Origin of the sequence: Alloyangia mangrovi, from assembly GCF_002300555.2 — a bacterium.
GTDB classification, from domain to species: domain Bacteria; phylum Pseudomonadota; class Alphaproteobacteria; order Rhodobacterales; family Rhodobacteraceae; genus Salipiger; species Salipiger mangrovi.
This window is the reverse complement of the sequence record NZ_NTHN02000017.1, coordinates 1-20,827: the sequence shown is the minus strand read 5'-3', so window position 1 is coordinate 20,827 and position 20,827 is coordinate 1. Positions and strand designations below refer to the sequence as shown.

At 61.9% G+C, this 20,827-nt stretch carries 16 protein-coding genes and 2 pseudogenes; 7 read left to right on the top strand and 11 right to left on the bottom strand.

The genetic code is table 11. From position 1 onward, the window contains the following. Nucleotides 1–43: 43 nt before the first annotated feature. From CLG85_RS11005 to CLG85_RS10995, 3 genes are all read right to left on the bottom strand, one after another. Nucleotides 44–1,324 carry a TRAP transporter large permease gene (locus CLG85_RS11005; RefSeq protein ID WP_260348886.1) on the bottom strand — a complete coding sequence of 427 codons (1,281 nt, stop codon included), beginning with the start codon at nucleotides 1,322–1,324 and terminating at the stop codon, nucleotides 44–46. Between the two features lie 4 nt (nucleotides 1,325–1,328). Beyond that, nucleotides 1,329–1,814 carry a TRAP transporter small permease gene (locus CLG85_RS11000; RefSeq protein ID WP_095881233.1) on the bottom strand — a complete coding sequence of 162 codons (486 nt, stop codon included), beginning with the start codon at nucleotides 1,812–1,814 and terminating at the stop codon, nucleotides 1,329–1,331. Between the two features lie 110 nt (nucleotides 1,815–1,924). Continuing rightward, nucleotides 1,925–2,920 carry a TRAP transporter substrate-binding protein gene (locus tag CLG85_RS10995; protein ID WP_095881232.1) on the bottom strand — a complete coding sequence of 332 codons (996 nt, stop codon included), beginning with the start codon at nucleotides 2,918–2,920 and terminating at the stop codon, nucleotides 1,925–1,927. Nucleotides 2,921–3,154: 234 nt separating this feature from the next. Here CLG85_RS10995 and CLG85_RS27730 point away from each other — a divergent pair. Then, nucleotides 3,155–3,391: pseudogene (locus CLG85_RS27730) on the top strand (helix-turn-helix domain-containing protein); the annotation flags it as partial. A 52-nt stretch (nucleotides 3,392–3,443) separates the two neighbouring features. Next, nucleotides 3,444–4,091, top strand: a complete 648-nt coding sequence (locus tag CLG85_RS10990) for a phospholipase D-like domain-containing protein (RefSeq protein ID WP_260348885.1) — start codon at nucleotides 3,444–3,446, stop codon at nucleotides 4,089–4,091. 49 nt (nucleotides 4,092–4,140) lie between these two features. Here the strand turns inward: CLG85_RS10990 and CLG85_RS10985 are convergent, their stop codons facing one another. The 3 genes from CLG85_RS10985 to CLG85_RS10975 form a co-directional block, all read right to left on the bottom strand. After that, a complete protein-coding gene (locus tag CLG85_RS10985) occupies nucleotides 4,141–6,132 on the bottom strand; it encodes a hydantoinase B/oxoprolinase family protein (protein WP_260348884.1) in 1,992 nt (663 codons plus the stop codon). A gap of 5 nt (nucleotides 6,133–6,137) precedes the next feature. Continuing rightward, nucleotides 6,138–8,186 carry a hydantoinase/oxoprolinase family protein gene (locus tag CLG85_RS10980; protein ID WP_260348883.1) on the bottom strand — a complete coding sequence of 683 codons (2,049 nt, stop codon included), beginning with the start codon at nucleotides 8,184–8,186 and terminating at the stop codon, nucleotides 6,138–6,140. Between the two features lie 75 nt (nucleotides 8,187–8,261). Continuing rightward, complete coding sequence (locus CLG85_RS10975; RefSeq protein ID WP_260348882.1) at nucleotides 8,262–9,200, bottom strand: cucumopine synthase-related protein; 939 nt, start codon at nucleotides 9,198–9,200, stop codon at nucleotides 8,262–8,264. 614 nt (nucleotides 9,201–9,814) lie between these two features. Between CLG85_RS10975 and istB the strand changes: the two genes are divergently transcribed. Continuing rightward, nucleotides 9,815–10,633, top strand: a complete 819-nt coding sequence (istB, locus tag CLG85_RS10970) for an IS21-like element helper ATPase IstB (RefSeq protein ID WP_311734987.1) — start codon at nucleotides 9,815–9,817, stop codon at nucleotides 10,631–10,633. 67 nt (nucleotides 10,634–10,700) lie between these two features. Then, nucleotides 10,701–10,787: pseudogene (locus tag CLG85_RS27725) on the top strand (hypothetical protein); the annotation flags it as partial. Between the two features lie 504 nt (nucleotides 10,788–11,291). Here CLG85_RS27725 and CLG85_RS10965 read toward each other — a convergent pair. Then, nucleotides 11,292–12,191, bottom strand: coding sequence for a LysR family transcriptional regulator (locus tag CLG85_RS10965; RefSeq protein ID WP_095881291.1), 900 nt, complete (start codon nucleotides 12,189–12,191; stop codon nucleotides 11,292–11,294). 150 nt (nucleotides 12,192–12,341) lie between these two features. Here CLG85_RS10965 and CLG85_RS10960 point away from each other — a divergent pair, with 150 nt between their 5' ends. Further along, the gene (locus tag CLG85_RS10960; protein WP_260348881.1) at nucleotides 12,342–12,923 is read left to right on the top strand and encodes an NADPH-dependent F420 reductase; all 582 of its coding nucleotides are present in this window, start codon (nucleotides 12,342–12,344) and stop codon (nucleotides 12,921–12,923) included. A 46-nt stretch (nucleotides 12,924–12,969) separates the two neighbouring features. Here the strand turns inward: CLG85_RS10960 and CLG85_RS10955 are convergent, their stop codons facing one another. From CLG85_RS10955 to CLG85_RS10940, 4 genes are all read right to left on the bottom strand, one after another. Further along, entirely contained in the window at nucleotides 12,970–13,614 is a 645-nt protein-coding gene (locus CLG85_RS10955; protein WP_095881290.1) for a TetR/AcrR family transcriptional regulator, read from the bottom strand. Nucleotides 13,615–13,631: 17 nt separating this feature from the next. Beyond that, nucleotides 13,632–14,036 carry a DoxX family protein gene (locus CLG85_RS10950; RefSeq protein ID WP_095881289.1) on the bottom strand — a complete coding sequence of 135 codons (405 nt, stop codon included), beginning with the start codon at nucleotides 14,034–14,036 and terminating at the stop codon, nucleotides 13,632–13,634. Nucleotides 14,037–14,347: 311 nt separating this feature from the next. After that, nucleotides 14,348–15,457: an oxidoreductase gene (locus tag CLG85_RS10945; RefSeq protein ID WP_095881288.1), complete on the bottom strand. Its 1,110-nt coding sequence runs from the start codon at nucleotides 15,455–15,457 to the stop codon at nucleotides 14,348–14,350. A gap of 70 nt (nucleotides 15,458–15,527) precedes the next feature. After that, the gene (locus tag CLG85_RS10940; protein ID WP_095881287.1) at nucleotides 15,528–16,757 is read right to left on the bottom strand and encodes an MFS transporter; all 1,230 of its coding nucleotides are present in this window, start codon (nucleotides 16,755–16,757) and stop codon (nucleotides 15,528–15,530) included. 422 nt (nucleotides 16,758–17,179) lie between these two features. Here CLG85_RS10940 and CLG85_RS10935 point away from each other — a divergent pair, with 422 nt between their 5' ends. Both CLG85_RS10935 and CLG85_RS10930 read left to right on the top strand, forming a co-directional pair. Continuing rightward, the gene (locus CLG85_RS10935; protein WP_095881286.1) at nucleotides 17,180–19,672 is read left to right on the top strand and encodes a membrane-bound PQQ-dependent dehydrogenase, glucose/quinate/shikimate family; all 2,493 of its coding nucleotides are present in this window, start codon (nucleotides 17,180–17,182) and stop codon (nucleotides 19,670–19,672) included. A gap of 148 nt (nucleotides 19,673–19,820) precedes the next feature. Beyond that, nucleotides 19,821–20,720 (top strand): LysR family transcriptional regulator, encoded by a 900-nt coding sequence (locus CLG85_RS10930; RefSeq protein WP_260348879.1) that lies wholly within the window; start codon nucleotides 19,821–19,823, stop codon nucleotides 20,718–20,720. Nucleotides 20,721–20,827: the final 107 nt, after the last annotated feature.

Sequence of the window (20,827 nt, the reverse complement as noted above, 5' to 3'; positions counted from 1 at the left end):
ATTAGGATTGGCGTCGCCGTGCTGCGGAATAATCGTGGGAAGCTCATTGTCCGAGCAGAAGGTTCGGGAGGAAGAGGGAAAGCTGCGGGAAGAAGCTGAGCAGGAACAGCAGCAGGATCAGGGGGATCATCATCGGCAGGACCGCGATCGTGATGCGTTCCACCGGCACGTTGGAGATCTTCGAGGCAATGAATAGCCCGACCCCCATGGGTGGGGTCGCGATACCAATGGAGAGCGCCAGCGTGAGCATCACGCCGAACTGGATCCGGTCGATGGCGAAGTGATCCAGGATCGGCAGCAGAACCGGCACCAGGATGATCTTGGCCGGGACGCTTTCGATGAAGCAGCCGATGATGAGCAGGAAGAGGACCAGGACCACGGTGAAGGCGGCCTTGTTCTCAACGAACTGCATGGTGAATGCGGCGACCGCCTGGGGCAGCTGCTCGATCGCGATCAGCCAGCCGACAAGCGCCGATACGCCGGTGATCATCAGGATGAAGACGCTGGAGAAGGCGGTGCTGACAAGGGCGCGGTAGAGGCCCTTGAGGTTCAGCGTCCGGTAGGCCAGCCCGAGGAACAGCGCGTAGAAGCTGGCCAGGACGCCGGCCTCGGTCGCGGTGACCCAGCCGGTGAGGATGCCGCCCAGGATGATGGCGGGGGTGACCAGTGCGCCGATGCCGTGCAGGCCGGCATTGACCACTTCGCGCGGCTTGGCCGGAGCCTGCTTGGGGAAGTTGTTGTGGCGCGAGACGATGGCCACGTAGATCATCAGGAAGACCGCCAGCAGGACCCCGGGAACCAGGGTGGCCATGAAGAGGCGCGCAACCGAGGTTTCCGACAGGTAGGCATAGACGATCAGGCCGATGGAGGGCGGCAGCATCGGGCCGAGCATCGAGGTTGCCACGGTCAGGGCGGCCGCGAAGGTCGCCGGGTAGCCGCGTTTGCGCATGGCCTTGATCTCGATCGTGCCCATGCCAGAGATATCGGCCAGGGCAGAGCCCGACGCGCCCGAGAAGATGAGCGAGGCCAGGACGTTGACCTGTGCCAGCCCGCCCCGGAAACGACCGACCAGCGTATCCGCGAAGGCAAAGATGCGATCGCTGACGCCGGTGATGTTCATCAGGTTGCCGGCCAGGATGAAGAAGGGGATCGCCAGCAGCGTGTCGCTTTCGACCCCGTCCAGGATCTGCTGGGGCAGGATGAAGAGCATGCCGCCGAAGCCCGCCCAGAGAACGCCTGCCAGGGTGGCGGCGAGCAGGGCGAAGATCGCGGGCACGCCGAGGATCATGAGGGCGATGAAGCCGCCGAAGAGAATCCATGCCATTGGGTCAGACCTCCGGGTGACGGCGTGCCGTCAGGTTATTGGCCTTGTCGACAAGGATCAGGGCGCAGGAGAGGAACAGGGGGATGGACATCCAGTAGCGGTCAAACCCGACCATCGGGATCGGCCCGACCTGCATCGAGATGGCGCGCGGCGCCTGCCACAGGATCACGGCGCAGACCGCGATGATCAGCAGGTCCACCAGCACGTCCAGAACGCGCACCACACCCTCGGGCATGCGCGTGCGGAAGTATTCCAGCACGACGTCATGGCCCAGGTGGGTCAGCGGGAAGAACCCCAGGAAGACCGTCCAGACGAAGATGACGACGGTCCAGGGAATAACCGCTCCGACGTCGGTCCCGAAGAGGCCCCGCCAGGTGATATTGACGCCGTTGAGCAGGGCCATGACGGTGATGCCGATGCAAATCAGGACGGTGCAGACCTGGGACAGTCTATCCAGACCGGCCGACAGCCTTGTTTGTATGCGGTGCATGTTGTCTCCAGGGGGGTAGGTCACGAGCGGAGCGGCTCTTGGGAAATTGCGGCGTTCGGCGGCGTCCCGTGAGGCGCGCCGCCGAACGCTGTCTTGTGAGGGCTCAGCGCTTACTGCGCGGTGCGGGTCGCGTCGACGGCGGCGAAGAAGCCATCGGGCAGATCGCCGGAATGCGCGTCATAGAAGGTTGCCATGGTCTCCACGAAGGGCGTGAGGTCCATGTCGTAGAAGTTCACGCCTTCGGCCTTCATCCGCTCGACCGATTCCGCTGCGGCGGCCTCGACCTGCTCGGTGCCATAGGCGGCGGCATCGGCATAGGCGCGTTCCAGCGCGTCGCGGGTTTCGGGCGAGAGGCCCTCCAGGACGCGGGTGTTCACCATGAAGCCGACGCTCTGCCAGTATTCATCCTGTTCGGTCACGTGCGGCGCGACCTCCTGGAAGCGGGTGCTTTCGACCAGGGCGATGGGCGAGTTCACCGCGTCGACGGTCGATCGCTGCAGGCCCTGGTAGACGTCGCTCCAGGGCATGACGCGGACGTCGGCGCCCAGGGCCGTCCAGGCGGCAACAGCCAGGTCGTCCGAGTGCATCCGCAGGCGCAGGCCCTGCAGGTCCTCGAAGCTTTCGACCGGCTTGGAGGAGACGATCACGCGGTAGGGCCCGCGCAGGAAGGTCGTGGGATCACCCAGGACGGAGATGCCTGCCTGGTCCTCGACCCGCTGGAACCATTCGCCCACAAGATCGCTGTGCATGAAGCGGACCCAGTGCTCGCGGTCCTCGAACAGGTAGGGGGCGTTGATGTACTCCACCTCGGGCACCCATTTCGCCAGCCGGACCAGGCCGGCGGACTGCATCTGGATCAGCCCAGCCGCCAGCTGTTCGCCCACGGCATCGGAAGAGCCGAGCTGTTCGTAGGGGAACAGCTTGATGGTGAGATCGCCATCGGAATAGTCGTCGACCAGTTCGACGAAGCGCTGGATGCCGCGGCCTTCAGGGCTTTCGAGCCCAACATCGAGCGCCATGCGCCAGGTCTCTGAGGCTGCGGGACTGACCGCCATCACGGCACTGAAGGCGCCTGCAATTACCGCCTTGGGGAGTTGGAAGTTCATAAAGTGTCTCCTGTTGGGATCAAAGGAAGATTGAAGCCCGTTCTCGGTTGGCCGCTGGGAATCTTCTGGCCATCCTCACCGGGTGCGATTTATTGTTCAGAGAGTGCATAGCACATGTATTAGTCAGATCGTGAAGCCTATTTTGCGTCAGTTTCAAAGTTTCGTCCCCTTCCTCGGTGAGGATGCCATGCGCCGCCTAAAATACGGGCAGCGTTGCATGGTCGAGGGACGGTCGTGACTGTCGAGCGAACTAAGTGCCGAGCGATTCCGATCAGACCAGAGCAGGAGCCACAAGTGAGCGAACAAACGAGCAAGGATAAGGTGTTGGCAGATCTTGCTTCGGTCGGTTTTTCCGACCTTGAGGCTAGCGTCTATCTGGCGTTGGTGCAGATGCGCGACGCTGCCACCGCCTACGAGATCGCGAAATCCGCCAATATCCCGGTTGCCAACACATACAATGTGATGCGCGGCCTCGTGAAAAAAAGACGCGGCGCAACAAGTTGGAGGCAAGCCTGCGCGCTACGTGGCTACCCCTGCCGACACGTTCTTTTCCAAGATGGCGCAGAACACCAAGACGCGCTGCGACTCTCTCGTCGAGAGCTTCCGCTCGCTCAGCCCAGGGCCCTCGAAGGAATTTGTCGAATTGCTGAACGGCGAAGAGACCGTCGAGGAGCGGATACTGAGCATGTTCGATGCGGCACGGGACCTGATAGTCATCAAGGCGCCGCTTGGCCTGTCTACGAAGCTGATCGCAGGGCTGAACGTGGCGATCACCCGCGGGGTTCGCTGCTACCTTATCTTCTACGGAAAGCCGCCCGAACTAGCCGAAGGCGACGTGACGCTCTGGCCACATGAAGGCAACGCCTGTGACATGGGCAAAGATCTCATCCTGGTCTCCGTGGACAAGACCATCGGTCTGTCCTGCATCACCGAGGACTTTACGGCGACCTTCTCGGAGAACAGCAGTTTCGTCTACCTGGCTGACATCCTGCTGCGCCACGAGATCTACCTTGCCGAGATCATGACGGCCTTCAAGACCGACATCGACGCGCATTTCGGTCCGGCCCTCTACAAGCTGCGCGAACGCTACGCGCTGCTGCCGCTGGCGGAAAGCACCCGCGAATACATCGAGGCCGAACTGACGAGCAAGGCGCGCACCGGCGCGGACTGACCGCGCCGGTGCGTCCCGGTTCTCGGGCCGATCGACAGAGGCGCTTCGCTCAGGCCGCACGTGCTCGCGGCACATCGTGCGCAGCGCAGGCGGCGTCCAAAGCGGCATGGATTGCCGCCTCGTCCACCGCGCAGCCTCGCGCGCCAAGGCTGGCATAGGCTGCATCCATGACATTGCGGCGCGCCGATTTCGGCACCTTAAGCACCTCGGTCGCCAGAAGCGCGCGCATGCCCTGCGGCCAGATGGCGTTGTAGGCTTCACGCTCGGGGCCGAAGTTGAAATGCCCCTGCGGCGCGGCAGCCGCGGCGCGGCGTTCGTCACGCAGCGCCCGGGTCGCGTCCATGTCGACGGCGCCTTCCGTATCCAGCACCACGCCGTAATCCGCGCGGGCCCTTTCCGGGCTGAGCATCTCTGCGCGCAGGTCGGCGGCGACGCGGGCGGGATCGCGCTCAAGCGGATCGCCGAAGCCGCCGCCTGCGGGGCTGATAATGCGCAGCACCTCGCCCTTCTTCATGATCAGTACCTTGATCTTGCCGATCGAACGCTCGTCCTCGGTGCCGGGGTTGAGGATGACCTCGCAGGGGCGGCCGGGGTTGCCGCCGCGCGTGCCCCAGGGGCGGAAGCGGAAGCGATCCATGCCGCGCACGGTGAAGGTGGCTTCCTGATCGGTGTTCTCCATCTCCAGCAGCAGGGAGGAGCCGCTGCGATGCATGCCCGGCGACTGGGTGTCGGGCACCAGCGTGCAGGAGCGCATGTGGATCATCGTCTCGACCTCGATGATCTCGGTCGGGATGTTGCGCAGCGCGCCCGAGCGCCCGTCGGCACCGTCGATGCCGTCGACCCCGTTGCGGCCGCCGCCGCCGCCCATGATCGGGTTCAGCGTGCTGACCCGGCGGCGCCCGGTGATCCGGTCACGCGCCGTGCAGACGATGATGCCGACCATGCCGGCGCCCGCGCCCATCAGCCCGCCGTTCAGCGCTTGGTCAAGGCAGCCCAGCAGCGTGTCATAGAGGCGCGTGCCGGCCGCAACCCGCGATCCCATGGCCGCGGGCGGTTCGGCATTCACCACCGTGCCGCGCGGCGCGACCGTGGTGATGGGCCGCAGTAGGCCGGCGTTCATCGGCATGTTGGGGTCCTTGGTCAGCAGGTAGTAGGTCAGGGCCTGCGTGACATAGGGGTGGGTGCGATCGCCGATGATGAAGTTATAGGCCGCGGCCACCTGCGGATCGGTGCCGGTGAAGTCCAGTTCCAACTCATCGCCCTTGATGCGCATCGTGGTGCACAGGTGGATGTGCTGATCACCCTCGATCGCCTCGACATAGTCGGAGAAGGTGAATTCTCCGTCCGGGAGCTCTCGGATGATGTCGCGGGACTTCTCCTCGCCGAAGGCGATCACGTCCTGCATGCCCTGCTTCACCGTGTTGGTGCCGTAGCGGTCGCACAGCTCGTTCAGGCGCCGGTCCATGCTGCGCATGCCTGAGATCATGGCGGTGAAATCGCCCCACATCTCGTCGGGGATGCGGCTGTTGTCGAGGAAGATGTTGCGCGCATCGTGGTTCAGTTCCCCGCGGCGGAACAGCTTGATCGGGCGCACCCGGAGACCTTCCTGGTAGAACTCCTTGAACTCGGGAGAGATGGAGCCGGGCACGGCGCCGCCGATGTCGGAGGCATGCACGAAGGACCAGCCGAAGGCGATCAGCTCTCCATCGCGGAACACCGGGTAGAGCATGGTGACATCCATCATGTGGGTCACGAGGCCGTCCGTGTAGAACGGGTCGTTCATGATGTAGATGTCGCCTTCCTCGAAGTTCTCGCGCCCGATGCGGTCGAGCGTGGTGTGAAGCGGCATGCCGACGAAGACGGTGACGCCCGACTGGGTCGGGTAGGCGAAGATCTCACCCTCGGGGGTGGCCAGGGCACATTGGTAGTCCTGGATCAGCTTGACGAAGGTCGTGTGGGCCGTGCGGTGCACGATGGCCGAGGCTTCCTCGACGATCGCGCTGAAGCGGTTGCCCATGACTGCGGTGCGAACGGGATCCATGGCCGTTATTCCTTTTCAAGTTCGAGTTCGAGTTCGCCTTCGGCGTTCACGGTGCAGGAGAAGCCGATGGGAACGAGAATGGTCGTGTCATGCTGTTCGACGATGGCCGGGCCGGCCAGGATCGCCCCTGCGCTGAGGCGCGCGCGGTCATAGACCTGCGCCAGGTGTTCGCCGCCTTCCAGCCGGATGTTGCGGCTGCCGGTGAGGGCCTGCGTCGCGTCCGCCGCGCGGCCGATCGGCTCTGCCACCGGGGCCGGAAGCGCACCCAGGACGCGGGTGCGCAGCTGCAGCACCTCGACCTCGCCCTCCGGATCGGAGTGGCTGTAGAGCCGCTGGTGCTCAGCGTGGAAGGCCGCGCGCAGGGCCTCCATGTCGCCTTCGGCCACCGCATCGCCGACCGGGATGAGGATCTGGAAGGACTGGCCGCGATAGCGAGCCTCGACGAAGCGGTCATAGTTCGTCTCGACGATCTGTTCCGCCTCGACCTGCTGGGCAAGCCAGTCGGCGGAGCGCGTCTGCAGTTCGGCGAAGCCGTCCTTCAGGAGCTGGGCCGTCAGTTCCATGCCATGCACGGTGATGACGGCGTCGTTGACCAGGCGGGTCACCAGGCCGCCGGACGCGCAGAAGACGGACGGCGTGGTGGGGATGACCACCTTGCGGATGCCCAGTTCGCGCGCCAGCAGGGGCCCATGCAGAGAGCCCGCGCCGCCGAAGGTCACCAGGGTGACATCCTCGGGGTCGACGCCGTGGCGGGCAAGGTAGGGCATCACCCGCGCCACCATGTTGGAGGTCGCAACGTTCAGCGCCGCCTCCGCGCTGGTGCGGATGTCGGTGTTCATGGCTTCCGCGACCGGGGAAATCGCCCGTTCAGCCGCCGCCGCGTCCAGCTTCATCCGCCCGCCGAGGAAGTTCTCGGGGTCGATCATGCCGCACAGGACATAGGCGTCCGACACGGCGGGCTGGGTGCCGCCATGGCCGAAGGCCGCAGGCCCCGGACGGGCGCCCGCGCTTTGCGGGCCGACGCGCAGGACGGGGCCGTCCATGGTGATGATGGAGCCGCCGCCCGCGCCGATGGCCTCGATATCCGTCACCGGCATGGAGACGGGGAAATCGCCGACCTCTGAGGTGGTGGAGGTCATCTGCTGGTTGTTGCGGATCAGCGAAACATCGGTGGAGGTGCCGCCCATGTCGAAGGTCAGGCACTGGGCGATGTTGCCCAGGCGCTTGGACATGTCGATGGTCGCGGTCACGCCGGAGGCCGGGCCGGACAGCAGCGTGTGCACCGGGAAGCGCCGTGCCTCCTCCGTCGACATGGCGCCGCCGTTGGAGCGGGTGATGAAGAGGCGGGCCTTGGGCAGGTTCTCGGCCAGGTAGCCTTCGATCTGGGTCAGGTAGCCCGCCATCTTGGGCTGCACGAAGGCGTTCAGCACCGCGACCATGGAGCGTTCGTATTCCCCGACCTGGGGCCAGATCTCGCTGGAGATGGAGATTTCCACATCGCCGGCCACTTCGCGCACGGCCTCGCGGGCGATGCGTTCATGTTCGTCGTTGCGGTAGCTGTGGTAGAGCGCGATGGCAAAGCCGGTAGCGCCGCGGGCCAGGGCCTCGCGGGCGCAGGCCTTGACCTGCTCGGGGTCAATCGGCTTGCGGATGGAGCCGTCGAAGAGCGTGCGTTCCTCGACCTCGAAGACCAGTTCGCGGGGGACCAGCGGCGGGGTGCGCTGTTCAAAGAGGTTGGTGGGCTTGCGCAGGCGCAGGCGCTGGATGTTCAGCACGTCGCGGAAGCCTTCGGTGGTCAGCAGCGCGATCGGGTCCGCCTTGCGTTCGATCACCGTGTTGGTGCTGATCGTGGTGCCGTGGACGATCATCAGATCCTCGTCCGCGACATCGCCGAACTGTGCCAGGACCTGTTCCAGGCCCGAGATGAACCCTTCGGCATAGTTGCCGGGGGTCGAGGGAACCTTGAGGTTGACGGACTGGCTGCGGCCGTCCTTCAGGCGCCAGGCGATGAAGTCGGTGAATGTGCCACCGATGTCGATACCAACTCTGAGCATGTCTAGTTCTTCCTTCACTTCCGGCACGCGTGGCCGGCGGGTCAATTGGGACGGGATCGGGAGAGGGGCGCGGCCTTAGAGCCGCTCGACCGTCAGCCAGATCTCTTCCTTGGTGCGATAGGTCGACTCCCAGACGGCAGCGCCGACGGCGGCGAGCTTCGCCACGTCTTCCGCAAGCACCGATCCGATGACGGGGGCCATGATGTTCTCTGTCGTGCGGCCGTATTGGACAATGAACTTCTGCCCAGTGCCGGCATTGAAGCGCAGGCGGCCCGCGGGGGCCTTCAGCAGCTCTTCCTTGTAGGGGGTCGGCGCCGAGCTGGTCAGCGGCGTGAAGGCCATCAGCGACTGGCCGGCGACCATGGCATGCGTCTGCAGGCTGCGGAAGGGCATCGCCTCAAGCAGCTCCCGGCAGAGCCGGGAGTTGCCCTCTGTCGCCAGGAAGGCGCGGACCTCGATCCCCAGCGGCTCCCACCGCAGCTTGATCAGCGTCTCGGTCGGCGTCAGCGTGTCCTGGACGGGGGGCAGGTCCTTTTCCGGCGCGCCGGCTTCGTAGCGCAGCTGGTCCCCCAGGTCCCAGGGGAAGGTGTGATAGGCCCAGGAATAGAGCATGTTCACGTAGCGCAGGAGCGCGGTCAGCAGCTGGTCCAGTTGCCCGGCATCCAGCTGCGGGGCCAGGGCCACGACCCCGGCGCCGACCCGCTTCAGATCCTCGAAGCCGCTGTAGCCGAGGAAGTTGAACAGCTGCGGATACATGCTGTCGATCATGACGCGGGTCGTCTCTGGCTGCATCCGCTCGCGGTGCTGCTTCAGCGTCGGGTAGATGATGTACATCGCCAGGTCGCGCAGCATCCCGTGCGCGATGTCCAGCGTCGTGAAGTAGCTTCCCGCACCACCCGCCCTGCTCTCCAGCTTGCCGGTGCGCAGCTTCTTCAGGCCCTCTGGCTCGGCAAGCTGAGCGTCATGAGCCAGAGCGTCCAGATCTTCTAAAAGTTCGGAGAGAACTAAGACCATCGCAAACTTCCTTATTCAGGCATTGACTATTAGTCAGACTCTGAACTCTTATGTGGTCGTCGCGTCAAGGACCAATCTGAGACAAGCCCGGAAGCACCAGTGACGAGCGGGAAGAGAACCGCTCGCAGAGCGATAGTTTTTATACCTTAAAATCCGCATCTTAAATGATCTTAGGGTAGTCAGCGAACCCTTGAAGCAAGTTCCCGTCACCAAGAAAGAAATCAAACTGGCTTCCTAATTGTCTAACTCTTACGCACTCGCTCACGCATCGACGAAGACGGGAGTCGGCATAGGGAGGTTTGTCGGTGCGATGCTGATGGTTGTCGCTTACAGCGTACGGCGAGGTGCGCGCCTCGAAACCGCGGGAAGCTAAGACCGGATATAAGTAAGAGAAAAGGACCTCTATCGGTTGGGCCGTCCGAGGGCGCAGCCATGGTTTCAGGCGACACGGCAAACTAACCCCCTGTCGACATGAGGAACTGCCCCCTCCTGTGGAGAGGAGGTTTCAAGATGACCGAGTTGAGGAATGGTCTTTCACCGACGGTGGTGTCGGGGAGGATCGAGATGCGGACGCCGGACGAAGTGTCGGCCATGCTTGCGTTGAAGGCGTGCGGTTGCCCGATCTGCCCGACCATCTGGACCGGATGCTGACGCGCCTGAAGCTGACAGCCATACGGGATCAGCTCGACAGCTTGCTCGACGAAGCCGGGCGCCGCGAGCTCACGATCCGCGAGGCGCTGACCATGCTGTGTGAACGCGAGATCGCGCGCAAGGACCAGCGCCGGATCGAGATGAGCTTCGGCCTGGCCCGCTTCCCGTTCTACCGCGATCTCGCCGGGTTCGACTTCGCCGCGCAGCCCTCCATCGACCGCGGCCAGATCCGGGACCTCGCCACGGGGCGCTTCATCGCCAATGGCGAGGCGGTGCTACTTCTCGGGCCTCCCGGTGTCGGCAAGACGCATCTGGCCGTTGCCATCGGCCGTGAGGCCATCGTCGCAGGCTACACCGTGCTGTTCGTGCCGGCGACGACGCTGGTCGCGACGCTGGCCAAGGCCCACACCGAGGGGCGACTGGAAGAAAAGCTCACCCATTACCCCAAGCCGAAGCTGCTGATCGTCGATGAGCTCGGCTACCTCCCGTTCGAGCCAGATGCCGCCCACATGTTCTTCCAGCTCGTCAGTCGCCGGTATGAACGTGGCGCCTTGCTGGTGACCTCGAACCGGGCGGTGGGAGAATGGGGCACCGTCTTTGACGACTCCGTGGTTGCCACCGCGATCCTCGATCGGATCCTGCACCACAGCCACGTGGTCACCATCCGCGGCGAGAGCTACCGACTACGCGAAAAGCGGCGGAGCGGCCTTCTGCAGAAGGCCGCTCCGAGGCAAGACAAAACCAATGTTCAGCCCAGAATGGAGGGGGGCAGTTCTTCGTGACGCCGAGGGATCAGTTCCTGATGTCGTTTGACACATGGCGAGCCCAGGAGAGTGCGAATGCTAACCCATGACAAGTGGGAACAAGGCGAATGGTCGAACCGGCTATCTTGGCCTGACGCCGCGCCGTTATGAGTCGGGCGAGATCAGCCGGAACGGCCGCGTCTCGAAGCGCGGCTATGCGTTCACCAGGAAGTGCCTTTCGAGGCGGCAAACGCGATCTACTGCCGGAAGCTGGGTGGCGGACGCCTTCGCGACTGGGCAAAGGCAATTGCAGAACGCACCGGACCGCGGAAGGCAAAGGTCGCGATGGCAAGGAACCTGGCTGTCACGCTGCACGCCATTTGGCGCACCGGCAAACCCTTCCGGGAGGATGCCGTCCTCTGAACAAGCCAGATCCATGACGCTAACTTCACTACTCCCGAATGCGTCCAGCCGGGACGCGCGGCGAGGGCAAGATCGCTCCCAGGACAGCGGCATTGACCGCGCACACCACTTCGATCTGCCCGACCCTGAACGCAAACATGCGGCGCCCATCGCGGTGATCGCGAAGAGAACCCAAGAGCCCGGCACGCAGAAGGACCAGCAATACGATCAGCACTTGACCAAAGCGATTAATGAACCACCCGGAACATCATCAGAAATGACCTTTTTATTGAATTTATCCGGCTTGCACGGCTTCTCTCAAACCTTCTTTGATGGCATCTACCAAGGCAGCGACCCTCTGCGGAACGTAGCGCCGCGAAGGATAGACAGCATGAATGGGCAGTTGAGGCTGCCCCCACGAAGCCAGAACTTCAATCAGGGCGCCTCGAGAAATGTCTTCCTCGACCAGATGCAGCGGGACTTGGACTATACCCGCTCCGGCAAGTGCTGCCATCCTCTGCGCCTCGTCATAGTCGAGTTCTATTGCCCCCTTAACCTCGGCGATCACTGGCTGACCTGATGAGTCCAAGAAGCGCCATTGATCTCGTGGCTGCAGATTGAGATTGAGAATACAGGGCAACCCAGACAGGTCTGCTGGAGTAGTCGGGGCAGTATTGCGCGAAAGGAAATCTGGGGACGCACAGCAGACAAAGCGGTACGTCCCAATCCGCCGCGCGACAAGCCCACTTGGTTGGAGATTCCCCACGCGAATAGCACAATCGTAGCCCTCGCTGATCAGATCAACCTTCCGGTCATTAAGCGACAGCTCGACCGTCAACATGGGCGCAGTCTCGATCAGCCCGGCAACAATTGTGGCCAGCTTCTTGGTGCCGAGCGTGGTCGGAGCCGAAATCCGCACTCTGCCCTTCAGAGCCGCCTTCGTCTGACCAATATCGGCCAGAGCCTCGACGCCGTCGAGAATCCGTTTGGTTTGAGCGAGGAATTCCTGACCCTGATCGGTGAGCCGCAGCGAGCGCGTGGTGCGTTCGACAAGCCGCACGCCATAGCGATCCTCTAGTGACTGAACCCGTCTGCCGACCATAGCGGGTGACAACCCCAGACGGCGAGCCGCTGCTGCGAAGCTTCCGGCATGGGCAACGCAAACGAAGGTCTCTAGTTCGGGGATGTCACTCATTCGATACTTTCCTGCAATTCAGAAACGCGCATTCACTCACTACACGTAATATGAGATCAACGATAGCTTGCAGTCAGAACATGATCCGCATCGAAAGGGAGTTCATCATGACTACGGCAATCATCGGTCTCGGCAACATGGGCAAAGGCCTTGCGCAGCGCCTGTCCGGGCAGACCCCCCCTCCTGCTGGCCAGCCGCAACCCTGACGACGCCGCCGCGCTGGCGACCACGCTTTCGGGCGCGCAGGGCGTCAGCGTCGAGGCCGCCATCGAGGGCGCCGACATCGTCGTTCTGGCCCTTGGCTACGACGCGGCGCTGAGCGTGGCCGCCCTGCCCCAGCTTGTCGGCAAGATCGTCGTGGACCTAACCAACCCCGTGCTGCCCGACTTCTCGGGCCTGCAGATCGGGCACACGACTTCGGCCGCCGAGGAGATCCAAAAGGTCGCGTCGGGCGCCAGGGTGGTCAAGGGCTTCAACACCATCTTCGCCGGACTGTTCGCAACCGACCGCGCCGCGACCTCCACTGTGCCGGTCTTCCTCGCAGGTGACGACCATGACGCCCTGTCCGCCGTCGCGGCACTCGTCGAGAAGGCAGGCTTCGTACCCGAGAGCGTGGGCGGTCTCGATGGTGCCCGTTTGCTGGAGCCGCTGGCCATGCTGAACATCCGCATGGGGTACGGCCTTGGCAAGGGCACCTCGCGCGCTCCGACTTGGACCGAGGTCGCCGCCTGACGTTGTCGGTTTGCCGCGGTACGCAATGTACCGCGGCAACTTCAGGCTAAATTACGGCTCCGGGGCCGTAATAGTTCAGGAAAATCTCAACTCCGGCCCTGACCCGAACCTGAAGCTCGGCTTCGGCAAGCGGTTTGCGAACCCCAAGCTTCACCTCCAGATTGGCGAAACCGAGCCACAGACCGGTCAGTTGGTCCGCCGCAAGACGTGTGTCGGTCGTCTGGATCAATCCGTCGGCCAGAGCCTTGTCCAGAAGTGTTTCGAGCAGCCTCTGCGCGCGTCCAGGCCCCAGCTCAAAGAACCTGCCAGGCAGGTCGGAGCGAGCCGCTTCAGCTTCAAGAGAGGCGATCACCCGGTCCCAGCCCACAAGATCTAAATTGTTAACGAAGCCCGCATACCTCAGCCCGAATGAAACGAGCGTTTCGGCTGTAACAATCTCATCGACGAGCGAAGCGAAGTCCGCTTCGGCGATGGTCCCTTCGGCTTCGCGGCGGATCACGGCCTCTACCAGATCTTCCTTGCCGGCAAAATTTGCGTAGACCGTACTCTTGGAAACGCCCGCTTCTGCTGCGATCTCGTCGATAGTCACATCAGGTCCGCTTGTCAGAAGCAGCCGCCGTGCCGCCTCAAGCACGGCGGCCTTTTTCGAAGCATCCCTAGGGCGCCCTCGACGACGTTTCTTCTGGTCCATGGGCACCCTCTCCGCCTTCAGTAAATCATGGAAATTGCGGCCGCGATCATCAGCCCGCCCACCATCGCAAAATGCTCCAGCGCCACCTGAAACTCATGCATGCCTTTCTCTCCGTCAAATCTCCAGAACGCGTGGCCGATCGGAATACACAGCAAGGTAAAGACCCCAAGCGCGCCAGCGCCGAGCCAGGCAAGATCCCGAAAATCGGTGATCAATAGCATTGCGCCCCCTAGCTGGCACACGATCGTTGCGACCGCGAAGGCCACTGGCCGCGGAAGGTTGGCGTCGATCATCTCTTGGACGATAACCTTGAAGTTGAAGACCCCAAATAGCCCCGCCATCCAGAAGAAGGAGGTGAGGATCACCTTCATGACGATGATCGCGTGTGGGTGGGTGAGGACGGTGTGAAGTAACTGTTCCATGAAGCTCTCGATGATTTATCGCACTCGATGTTCTGGTATATAATTTTCAAACTGTCCAGTACGGTATTTTTGGGAGTCTCGTGCGTGTCGCCTGACGTTCTGTCCCTCAGCGGCCATGCCGCGAGCTTACGGAACAGCCCTGCCCCGCGCGGAGATTACCGAGGTTCAGGTGGCAAGGAAAAAGGCCTGTTAGAGCCGAAGCGTCTCCGTGTTTGCCCGTGCCGATCACCTAAAACGCAGAGCATGCTGACCTACCCCTTGCTGGTATCACTACCGGCAAGGGGTAGGTCTCTGAACCGTCAGTCTACAGTTCAAAGGCCGCCATTGTTGGCCCTATAGCGGGTCAACCAATGGGCATAGGGCGCGGGGAGCGTCCAGGCCGGGCGCGTCGCACCAAGAGTCAAGGCCAAATGGTAAGGGTAGTGCGGGTTAGCCAAGAATGCGCGCGCCATCATCACGATGTCGATGTGATCGTCGGCAATGGCCCGTTCCGCGTCGGACGGAGCATCCAGAAGCCAGGCCGAGCTGACCGGGATCCCGGCTTCGTCGCGCAGCCGCGCAGCCGTTGGCATCAGGAAGGCCGGACCCCAAGGCACCCGGCCGACGGGTGCGGAGAAGGCCATGCTGGCGCTTACTAGATCTAGTCCGCCCGACTTGAGCTTTTCAACGGCGCCAACTGTCTCGTCCCAGCGGTCCTCGTCCTGACCGTCGAACTCCATCAGCCCCATGCGCGCGGTGAGGGGTAGGCGCTCCGGCCATTCCTCTCTGACGGCTGCCAAGGTCTCCACCAAGAACCGGTACCGACCCTCCGCGTCACCGCCGTAGGCATCTGTCCGGTGGTTGGAATAGGCCGATGCAAAGCTGGAGGCGAGGTATCCGTGAGCGAAGTGCAATTCTAGCCACTCGAAACCAGCAGCGCGTGCCCGCCTCGCGGCGGCTGCAAAATTGCTTTGAACGCGGACGATCTCCGACAGGTCCATCTCATGTGGGACCTTCGACAATGCGCCCCCGAAAGCCTGGGCGGAGGGCGCAATTGTCTGCCATCCGCGCGGGTCGCCTTCCAGAATGTGATCGTCGCCCTCCCATGGAAGATTGGCGCTAGCCTTGCGTCCGGCATGACCGATCTGAATGCCGGGCACAGCCCCGGCATCCCGGATTGCGGCTGCAATGCGGGCCAGCCCTTCGATCTGCGCATCCTCCCAGAGGCCGGTGCAGCCAGGAGTAATGCGACCCTCGGGCGAGACCGCGGTCGCTTCGACGATCACCAGCCCCGCCCCGCCACGGGCAAGCGAGGTGTAGTGAGCCAGGTGCCAGTCAGTCACGTGACCCTCGATTGCCCGATATTGGCACATAGGCGCCACGGCAATTCGGTTGCGAAGGGTGACATCCTTGAGCGTGTATGGCGTAAACAGCTTTGACATTCTGTGTCCTTTGGAGTCGAGTTCTGTCGCATCTGATGTGCGACCTTTTTCTTCATAAAAGAGTGAGAAATCAGCCTTCAGAAATCAGATGGTTGCGACTGCACCCGTAGCCGAAAGCCAGCGATAGCAGGCCGAGAGCCGCGAAGAACCAGGATACGACCGTCCAGTCACCTGACATATCGTGCAGCGCGCCAACGGCGAAGGGGCCGATGAGGCCTCCCCCAACATAACCGACGCTCTGCACTACGCCTGAAAGCCGCGCGGCGACATTTTGCGTTCCGGAACGCAGGACGATCAGCGTCAGCGCAAGCGCAAAGCCTCCGCCCTGTCCGATACCCACGATCACTGCGACACCGGCCAGCGACCAGGTTGGTGCGAAAAGGAATGCGATCAGTCCGAGTGTCGAAAGCAGCACCATGACCGAAGTGATCAGCCGCTGGTCTCGCATGCGACCGGCGAAGATCGGGGTCAGGAATCCACTCGGCATCTGCGCAAGGAAAAAGAGCGACATGATGAAGCCGCTGGTTTCGGGATCGAGGCCCCGATCAGCAAGCATGCTGGGCCCCCAGCTTATGACCGCATACGCCGAGGACGCGATCAATGCGAAGAAGATGGCAAGCTGCCAGGATATTGGGTCATGCAAGATTGCCGCTTTGTGCGTCGGCTGGGAGCTTTCGGCCCCTTCGCGTAAGAGAAGCATCGCCAGCGCGATCACAGCTGCAAGGATGATCGGCAGAACCCATACCAGCAAGCTCGGCTGCCAGCCGCCCAGGACATTCCGGATAGGGACCGCTGAGGCGGTCGAGACGGCGGCCCCGAGCCCGAGCACCATGGCAAATACGCCCATCATCAGGCCGACCTTTTCGGGAAAGTCGCGTCGGATCAGGACCGGTGTCAGCACGCTCAGGATCGACATGCTGCCGCCGATCAGGATGGTTCCAAGGTAGAGCGGAACAACGCCAAAGGACCGCAGGGCTGCACCGACGAAGGCCGTGGCAAGTGCGGTCAGAATGACAGACTCCAGCGCCATGCGGCGGTTCAGAACCGCCGCGAACGGCCCGAAGATTCCGAGGCAAATTACCGGGATGGTAACGAGGACGCTCATCCAGAAGTTGGACAAGGAAAGGCCTGCGCTGATGTCGGGCACAAGCGGCGCGACACTGGTGAGCAAGGGGCGGAGGTTCATGGCGACGAACACTACGAGCAGCACGCTCAGAGCAGGCAGAACTCTTTCACGCGTTGCAGCCACCTTGTGGTTTTTTGGGGGTGACATTTTCATCATGTCTTGAGTCTGTGTCATCTGAGCAAGTCCTTGGTTGGGCTCGCTGGGATGACGCAAATCATAAATCGGATGAAGTGAATTTCTTAGATGCTACATATCTCTCCTAGAGATGAATTGCAGACGCCCGCTTGAGTGTCCTGACTTCGCCAACGGGGCAGCCCGACGATCTGTGCGCATCTCGTGTCGGGTGTGCCAACGGTTCCGGGAGAGCGAAGCCGCGCTTTTAGCCGACCTCGGGGCGGAGCGATCGAAGACACAACATATCTCCGCGTGAGATAAACGTGATCCATAATGCATGTTTGTTGAATGAGTGGGGCGGCGATAGCAGCCTCCGTGAGGCCGGTTGGGTGGAGGGTCTCCAATTCAGATCAATCGAGCCCGCTTCTCGCCCCGCTAAAGCCACCCGTCGGGGCTTTCGGGCATGAAGAAAGTGTAAAAGGATGAGCGAAAATCATAGGTCGTTCCGCGGAGTTGGAACGTTGCTCATAGCATATGCAGTGTTATCAATACTCACCGGAGTGGCGCTGCTCTATCTCGGGGCGCGCCTAGTGGTGGTCGGCGGCAGCGCCTACTACCTCTTCGCCTCTGTCGCCGCGATCTTTATCGGTGCCCTGATCTTCCGCAAAAGCGTCTGGTCGGTATGGGTTCTCTGCGGATTGTCTGTCGCGACGCTGATCTGGGGACTGATGGAAGCCGGATGGAACGGCTGGGCACTGATCCCGCGCTTTGACTGGCTTGTCGCAATGGGGGTGGTCCTGGCCGCCCTGTGGCCGGTGTCCCGCCGTGTCTTCGCGTTCCACAAAGCCGGCCCCTATTTTGCCGCAACGCTTGTTCCGGCAATTGTCATGCTGACATGCATCATCGTTCCCATCTTGGACAATCCTGCCGTAAACACCGCGGACCATGCTGTTCTGAAAGAACGCGATACCGCGATCTTCAGTCGGAACGCTCCGGATCGAGCGGTTGGAGTGTCGTCATCGCATGACGCCAGCAACTGGACGGCTTATGGCGGCTCCAACCTGAGCCAGAAATTCTCTCTAGCCTCGCAGATTACGCCGGAAAATGTCGGGGATATGGTCAAGCTCTGGGAGTTCCACACCGGAGACCTGAGGCCAGCCGATGCCAGATATGGCTATGCTGCGGAAAATACGCCGCTGAAAGTGGGGGACACGCTGTATCTGTGCAGCCCCAGCCACGCCGTCTTTGCGATCAACGCGAGCACGGGTGAGGAGAAGTGGCACTATGACCCCCATGTGGACAAGGCGGCAGGGTTTACCAACGGGGTAACGATTTGCCGTGGAGTTGCTTATTACGAAGCGCCCCAACAGCTGGCGCAATGTCAGAGCCGCATCATCTGGGGCACTATGGACAGCCGTCTGCTGGCCGTTGATGCCCAAACCGGTGCGCTCTGTGAGGACTGGGCCGATGGTGGCGCATACGACCTGAAACAGAATACCGACACGGACGTCCCCGGGTTCATTTCTGTGACCAGCGCCCCCACGATTGTCGACGGCGTCGCGGTGGTTGGTCACATGGTCGTCGACGGTCAGGATTACCGTGCTCCTGCGGGCGTGGTGCGCGCCATCGACGCGGTTACCGGAAAGCTTCAGTGGGCTTGGGATCTTGGTCGTGAAACGCCGAATGCACCGCTGGCAGAGGGGGAGCATTTCACGCACGCGACGCCCAATGTATGGTCACCGATGTCAGCCGATTCCGACTTGAACCTTGTCTATGTCGGAACGGGCAATGCCTCGGGGGATTTCTACGGCGGCAATCGTTCCGAAAAGGATGAAGAATACACCGACGCGGTTGTCGCGCTTGATGCACGCACTGGCGAGGAACGCTGGCATTTCCGCACCGTCCATCATGACCTTTGGGACTTCGACATAGGACCAGCGATGAACCTCGTGGACTGGCCAACGGAAAATGGCATGCGTCCAGCTCTAATCCAGGCGACGAAGGCCGGCTCCATTTTCGTCCTCGACCGCGAAACCGGCGAGCCCCTAGAGCCGGTTGAGATGTACGATGCCCCCACGGTCCCCGGTGTTCCCGGAGAGCGCGTTTCGGCGCAGCAGCCGATGTCGCCCAACATGCCGAACACAATCGGGGCGCCGAACAAGGGCGAGATCGAGATGATTGCCGAAGCGGACGCCTGGGGCATTTCGCCCTTCGACCAGTTGCTCTGTCGCATCCAGTTTCACCAGATGCGTTATGATGGACTGTTCACGCCCCCAACCGTCGGCATCGGCTCCATCAGCTTTCCCGGCAACCATGGTGGCATGAACTGGGGTGGGGGTGCGATCGATCCGGACCGGGGTCTGATGCTGATCAATTCCGAACGTATCCCCTACCAGATCTATCTCATCCCACGCGATGACATCGCCGACGCAAAATCCGTGGTTGATGATCGGGACCACAAGACCCCCTTCATGCCGCAGATCGGTCTGCCCTACGGTGCGAAGAAGCAACCGTGGATGGGGCCGCTTAAAATGCCCTGCATCGCGCCGCCTTGGGGGTATGTTGCCGCGCTAGACCTGAAGAGCAAAGATGTGCTGTGGCGGCGCCCGATGGGAACTGCCGCGGATTCAGGCCCGCTTGGCATCAAAACGGGGCTCCCGGTCACCGTCGGCACGCCCTCGAATGGCGGCCCCCTCGCGACCGCGGGCGGCCTGATGTTCATCGGAGCTGCGCTGGACAATTACTTGCGCGCCTATGACAGCCTGTCAGGCGAACTTGTTTGGGAGTATCGCACCGACGCGGGCGTCAACGCGAACCCGATGAGTTACGAGATCAATGGGCAACAGCTCATCGTTGCGCAGGTCGGTGGTCATGATGGGATGGGTACGACTTCGGGTGATGGCTATGTCGCCTGGGGTCTGCGACCTGAGGGCTATACCGGGCCGAAAGTCGTGCGTTCTGATATGACCAGGTGACATCGTTGCACTGCCCCCATCTAGGATTCTGTCGTCAGGGGGCAGTGCGATGCAGCAGATTTTCGTCTTACTTCGTTACAGCAAGAATGCCCTGTGAAGATTAGTCAACTAAGGATATATCTCTCTGAGGGATACCAACAGGGTGGCCATGGAGATACGTCAGATCGAGATGTTTGTCGCCGCAGCTGAAGAGCAGCACTTTTCACGTGCGGCTGAGCGCTGCAACATTGTCCAGTCTGGCCTATCCACCGCAATAAGAGCGCTTGAGACAGAGCTGGGCACCTCTCTTTTCATCCGCAATACCCGCCGCGTGGAACTGAGCGCAGCTGGTGAGGTCTTCTTGCCAGAAGCCCGGCGCATCCTGTCTGCACTTACGGCCGCAAGGCACGCGCTCTCGGCGGTAAAGACCGGCGTTTCCGGCCGTATCGTTGTCTCGATGGTACAAAGCCTAGCATCCCTCCTAAATCTTCCTCGTATCCTCCAAGATTTCAGTTATGCGAATCCCGATGTCGAGATTCATGTCCGCGAGACGCGGCCCGGTGACCTGACCTCCGAATTGAAACGCGGTTCTGTCGATGTCGCGTTTATGCCCCATTACGGCGTGTCTCATCCCGGTCTGGACGTGCAACCCCTGCTCGACGCCAAGTTGGTTGTTGCCGCATCACTAGACCATGAACTTGCAAACAAGCGCGCCGTCTCCGCAGGCGACCTGTTGCAAGAGCGGTTTGTCGATGTCTCTGTTCGATGGGAACTGCGCAAACTCGTAGATCAGGTTTTTCTGAGCCACGGAATACGGCGGAAATCCTCTTTCGAGGTCGAGGACGTGGCCGTGCTTCTGGAATTTGTCGAACGCGGACTGGGGCTGGCTATGGTCCCGGAAGTTTTCATTCGTGACATGCCGATCAAGGCACTGGATGTAGACCTTGGCGGCGCACCGTTGCCTAATTGGGGCTTGGGCATGTACTGGGCCAGTCAGAGTGGTACGTCTACGATGAACCCCGCCGCCGATCTTTTCCGCGATTCAGTACGCCGCGCACTTCAACTGTAATTTCAAAGCGATGACTGGTACATACGCTTCGTCCTAGGTATAGTGTCGTGGGTGACCTGCTCCCCTTTAAGTCCGCGTTTATAGGTTAGCTCTGTTCAGGGTTTGGT

Excerpts from the sequence above, each read along its gene's own strand:
- CLG85_RS11005 (WP_260348886.1), bottom strand. The coding sequence starts at position 1,324 with ATGGCATGGATTCTCTTCGGCGGCTTCATCGCCCTCATGATCCTCGGC.
- CLG85_RS11000 (WP_095881233.1), bottom strand. The coding sequence starts at position 1,814 with ATGCACCGCATACAAACAAGGCTGTCGGCCGGTCTGGATAGACTGTCC.
- CLG85_RS10995 (WP_095881232.1), bottom strand. The coding sequence starts at position 2,920 with ATGAACTTCCAACTCCCCAAGGCGGTAATTGCAGGCGCCTTCAGTGCC.
- CLG85_RS10985 (WP_260348884.1), bottom strand. The coding sequence starts at position 6,132 with ATGGATCCCGTTCGCACCGCAGTCATGGGCAACCGCTTCAGCGCGATC.
- CLG85_RS10980 (WP_260348883.1), bottom strand. The coding sequence starts at position 8,186 with ATGCTCAGAGTTGGTATCGACATCGGTGGCACATTCACCGACTTCATC.
- CLG85_RS10975 (WP_260348882.1), bottom strand. The coding sequence starts at position 9,200 with ATGGTCTTAGTTCTCTCCGAACTTTTAGAAGATCTGGACGCTCTGGCT.
- CLG85_RS10965 (WP_095881291.1), bottom strand. The coding sequence starts at position 12,191 with ATGAGTGACATCCCCGAACTAGAGACCTTCGTTTGCGTTGCCCATGCC.
- CLG85_RS10955 (WP_095881290.1), bottom strand. The coding sequence starts at position 13,614 with ATGGACCAGAAGAAACGTCGTCGAGGGCGCCCTAGGGATGCTTCGAAA.
- CLG85_RS10950 (WP_095881289.1), bottom strand. The coding sequence starts at position 14,036 with ATGGAACAGTTACTTCACACCGTCCTCACCCACCCACACGCGATCATC.
- CLG85_RS10945 (WP_095881288.1), bottom strand. The coding sequence starts at position 15,457 with ATGTCAAAGCTGTTTACGCCATACACGCTCAAGGATGTCACCCTTCGC.
- CLG85_RS10940 (WP_095881287.1), bottom strand. The coding sequence starts at position 16,757 with ATGACACAGACTCAAGACATGATGAAAATGTCACCCCCAAAAAACCAC.
- CLG85_RS10935 (WP_095881286.1), top strand. The coding sequence starts at position 17,180 with ATGAGCGAAAATCATAGGTCGTTCCGCGGAGTTGGAACGTTGCTCATA.
- CLG85_RS10930 (WP_260348879.1), top strand. The coding sequence starts at position 19,821 with ATGGAGATACGTCAGATCGAGATGTTTGTCGCCGCAGCTGAAGAGCAG.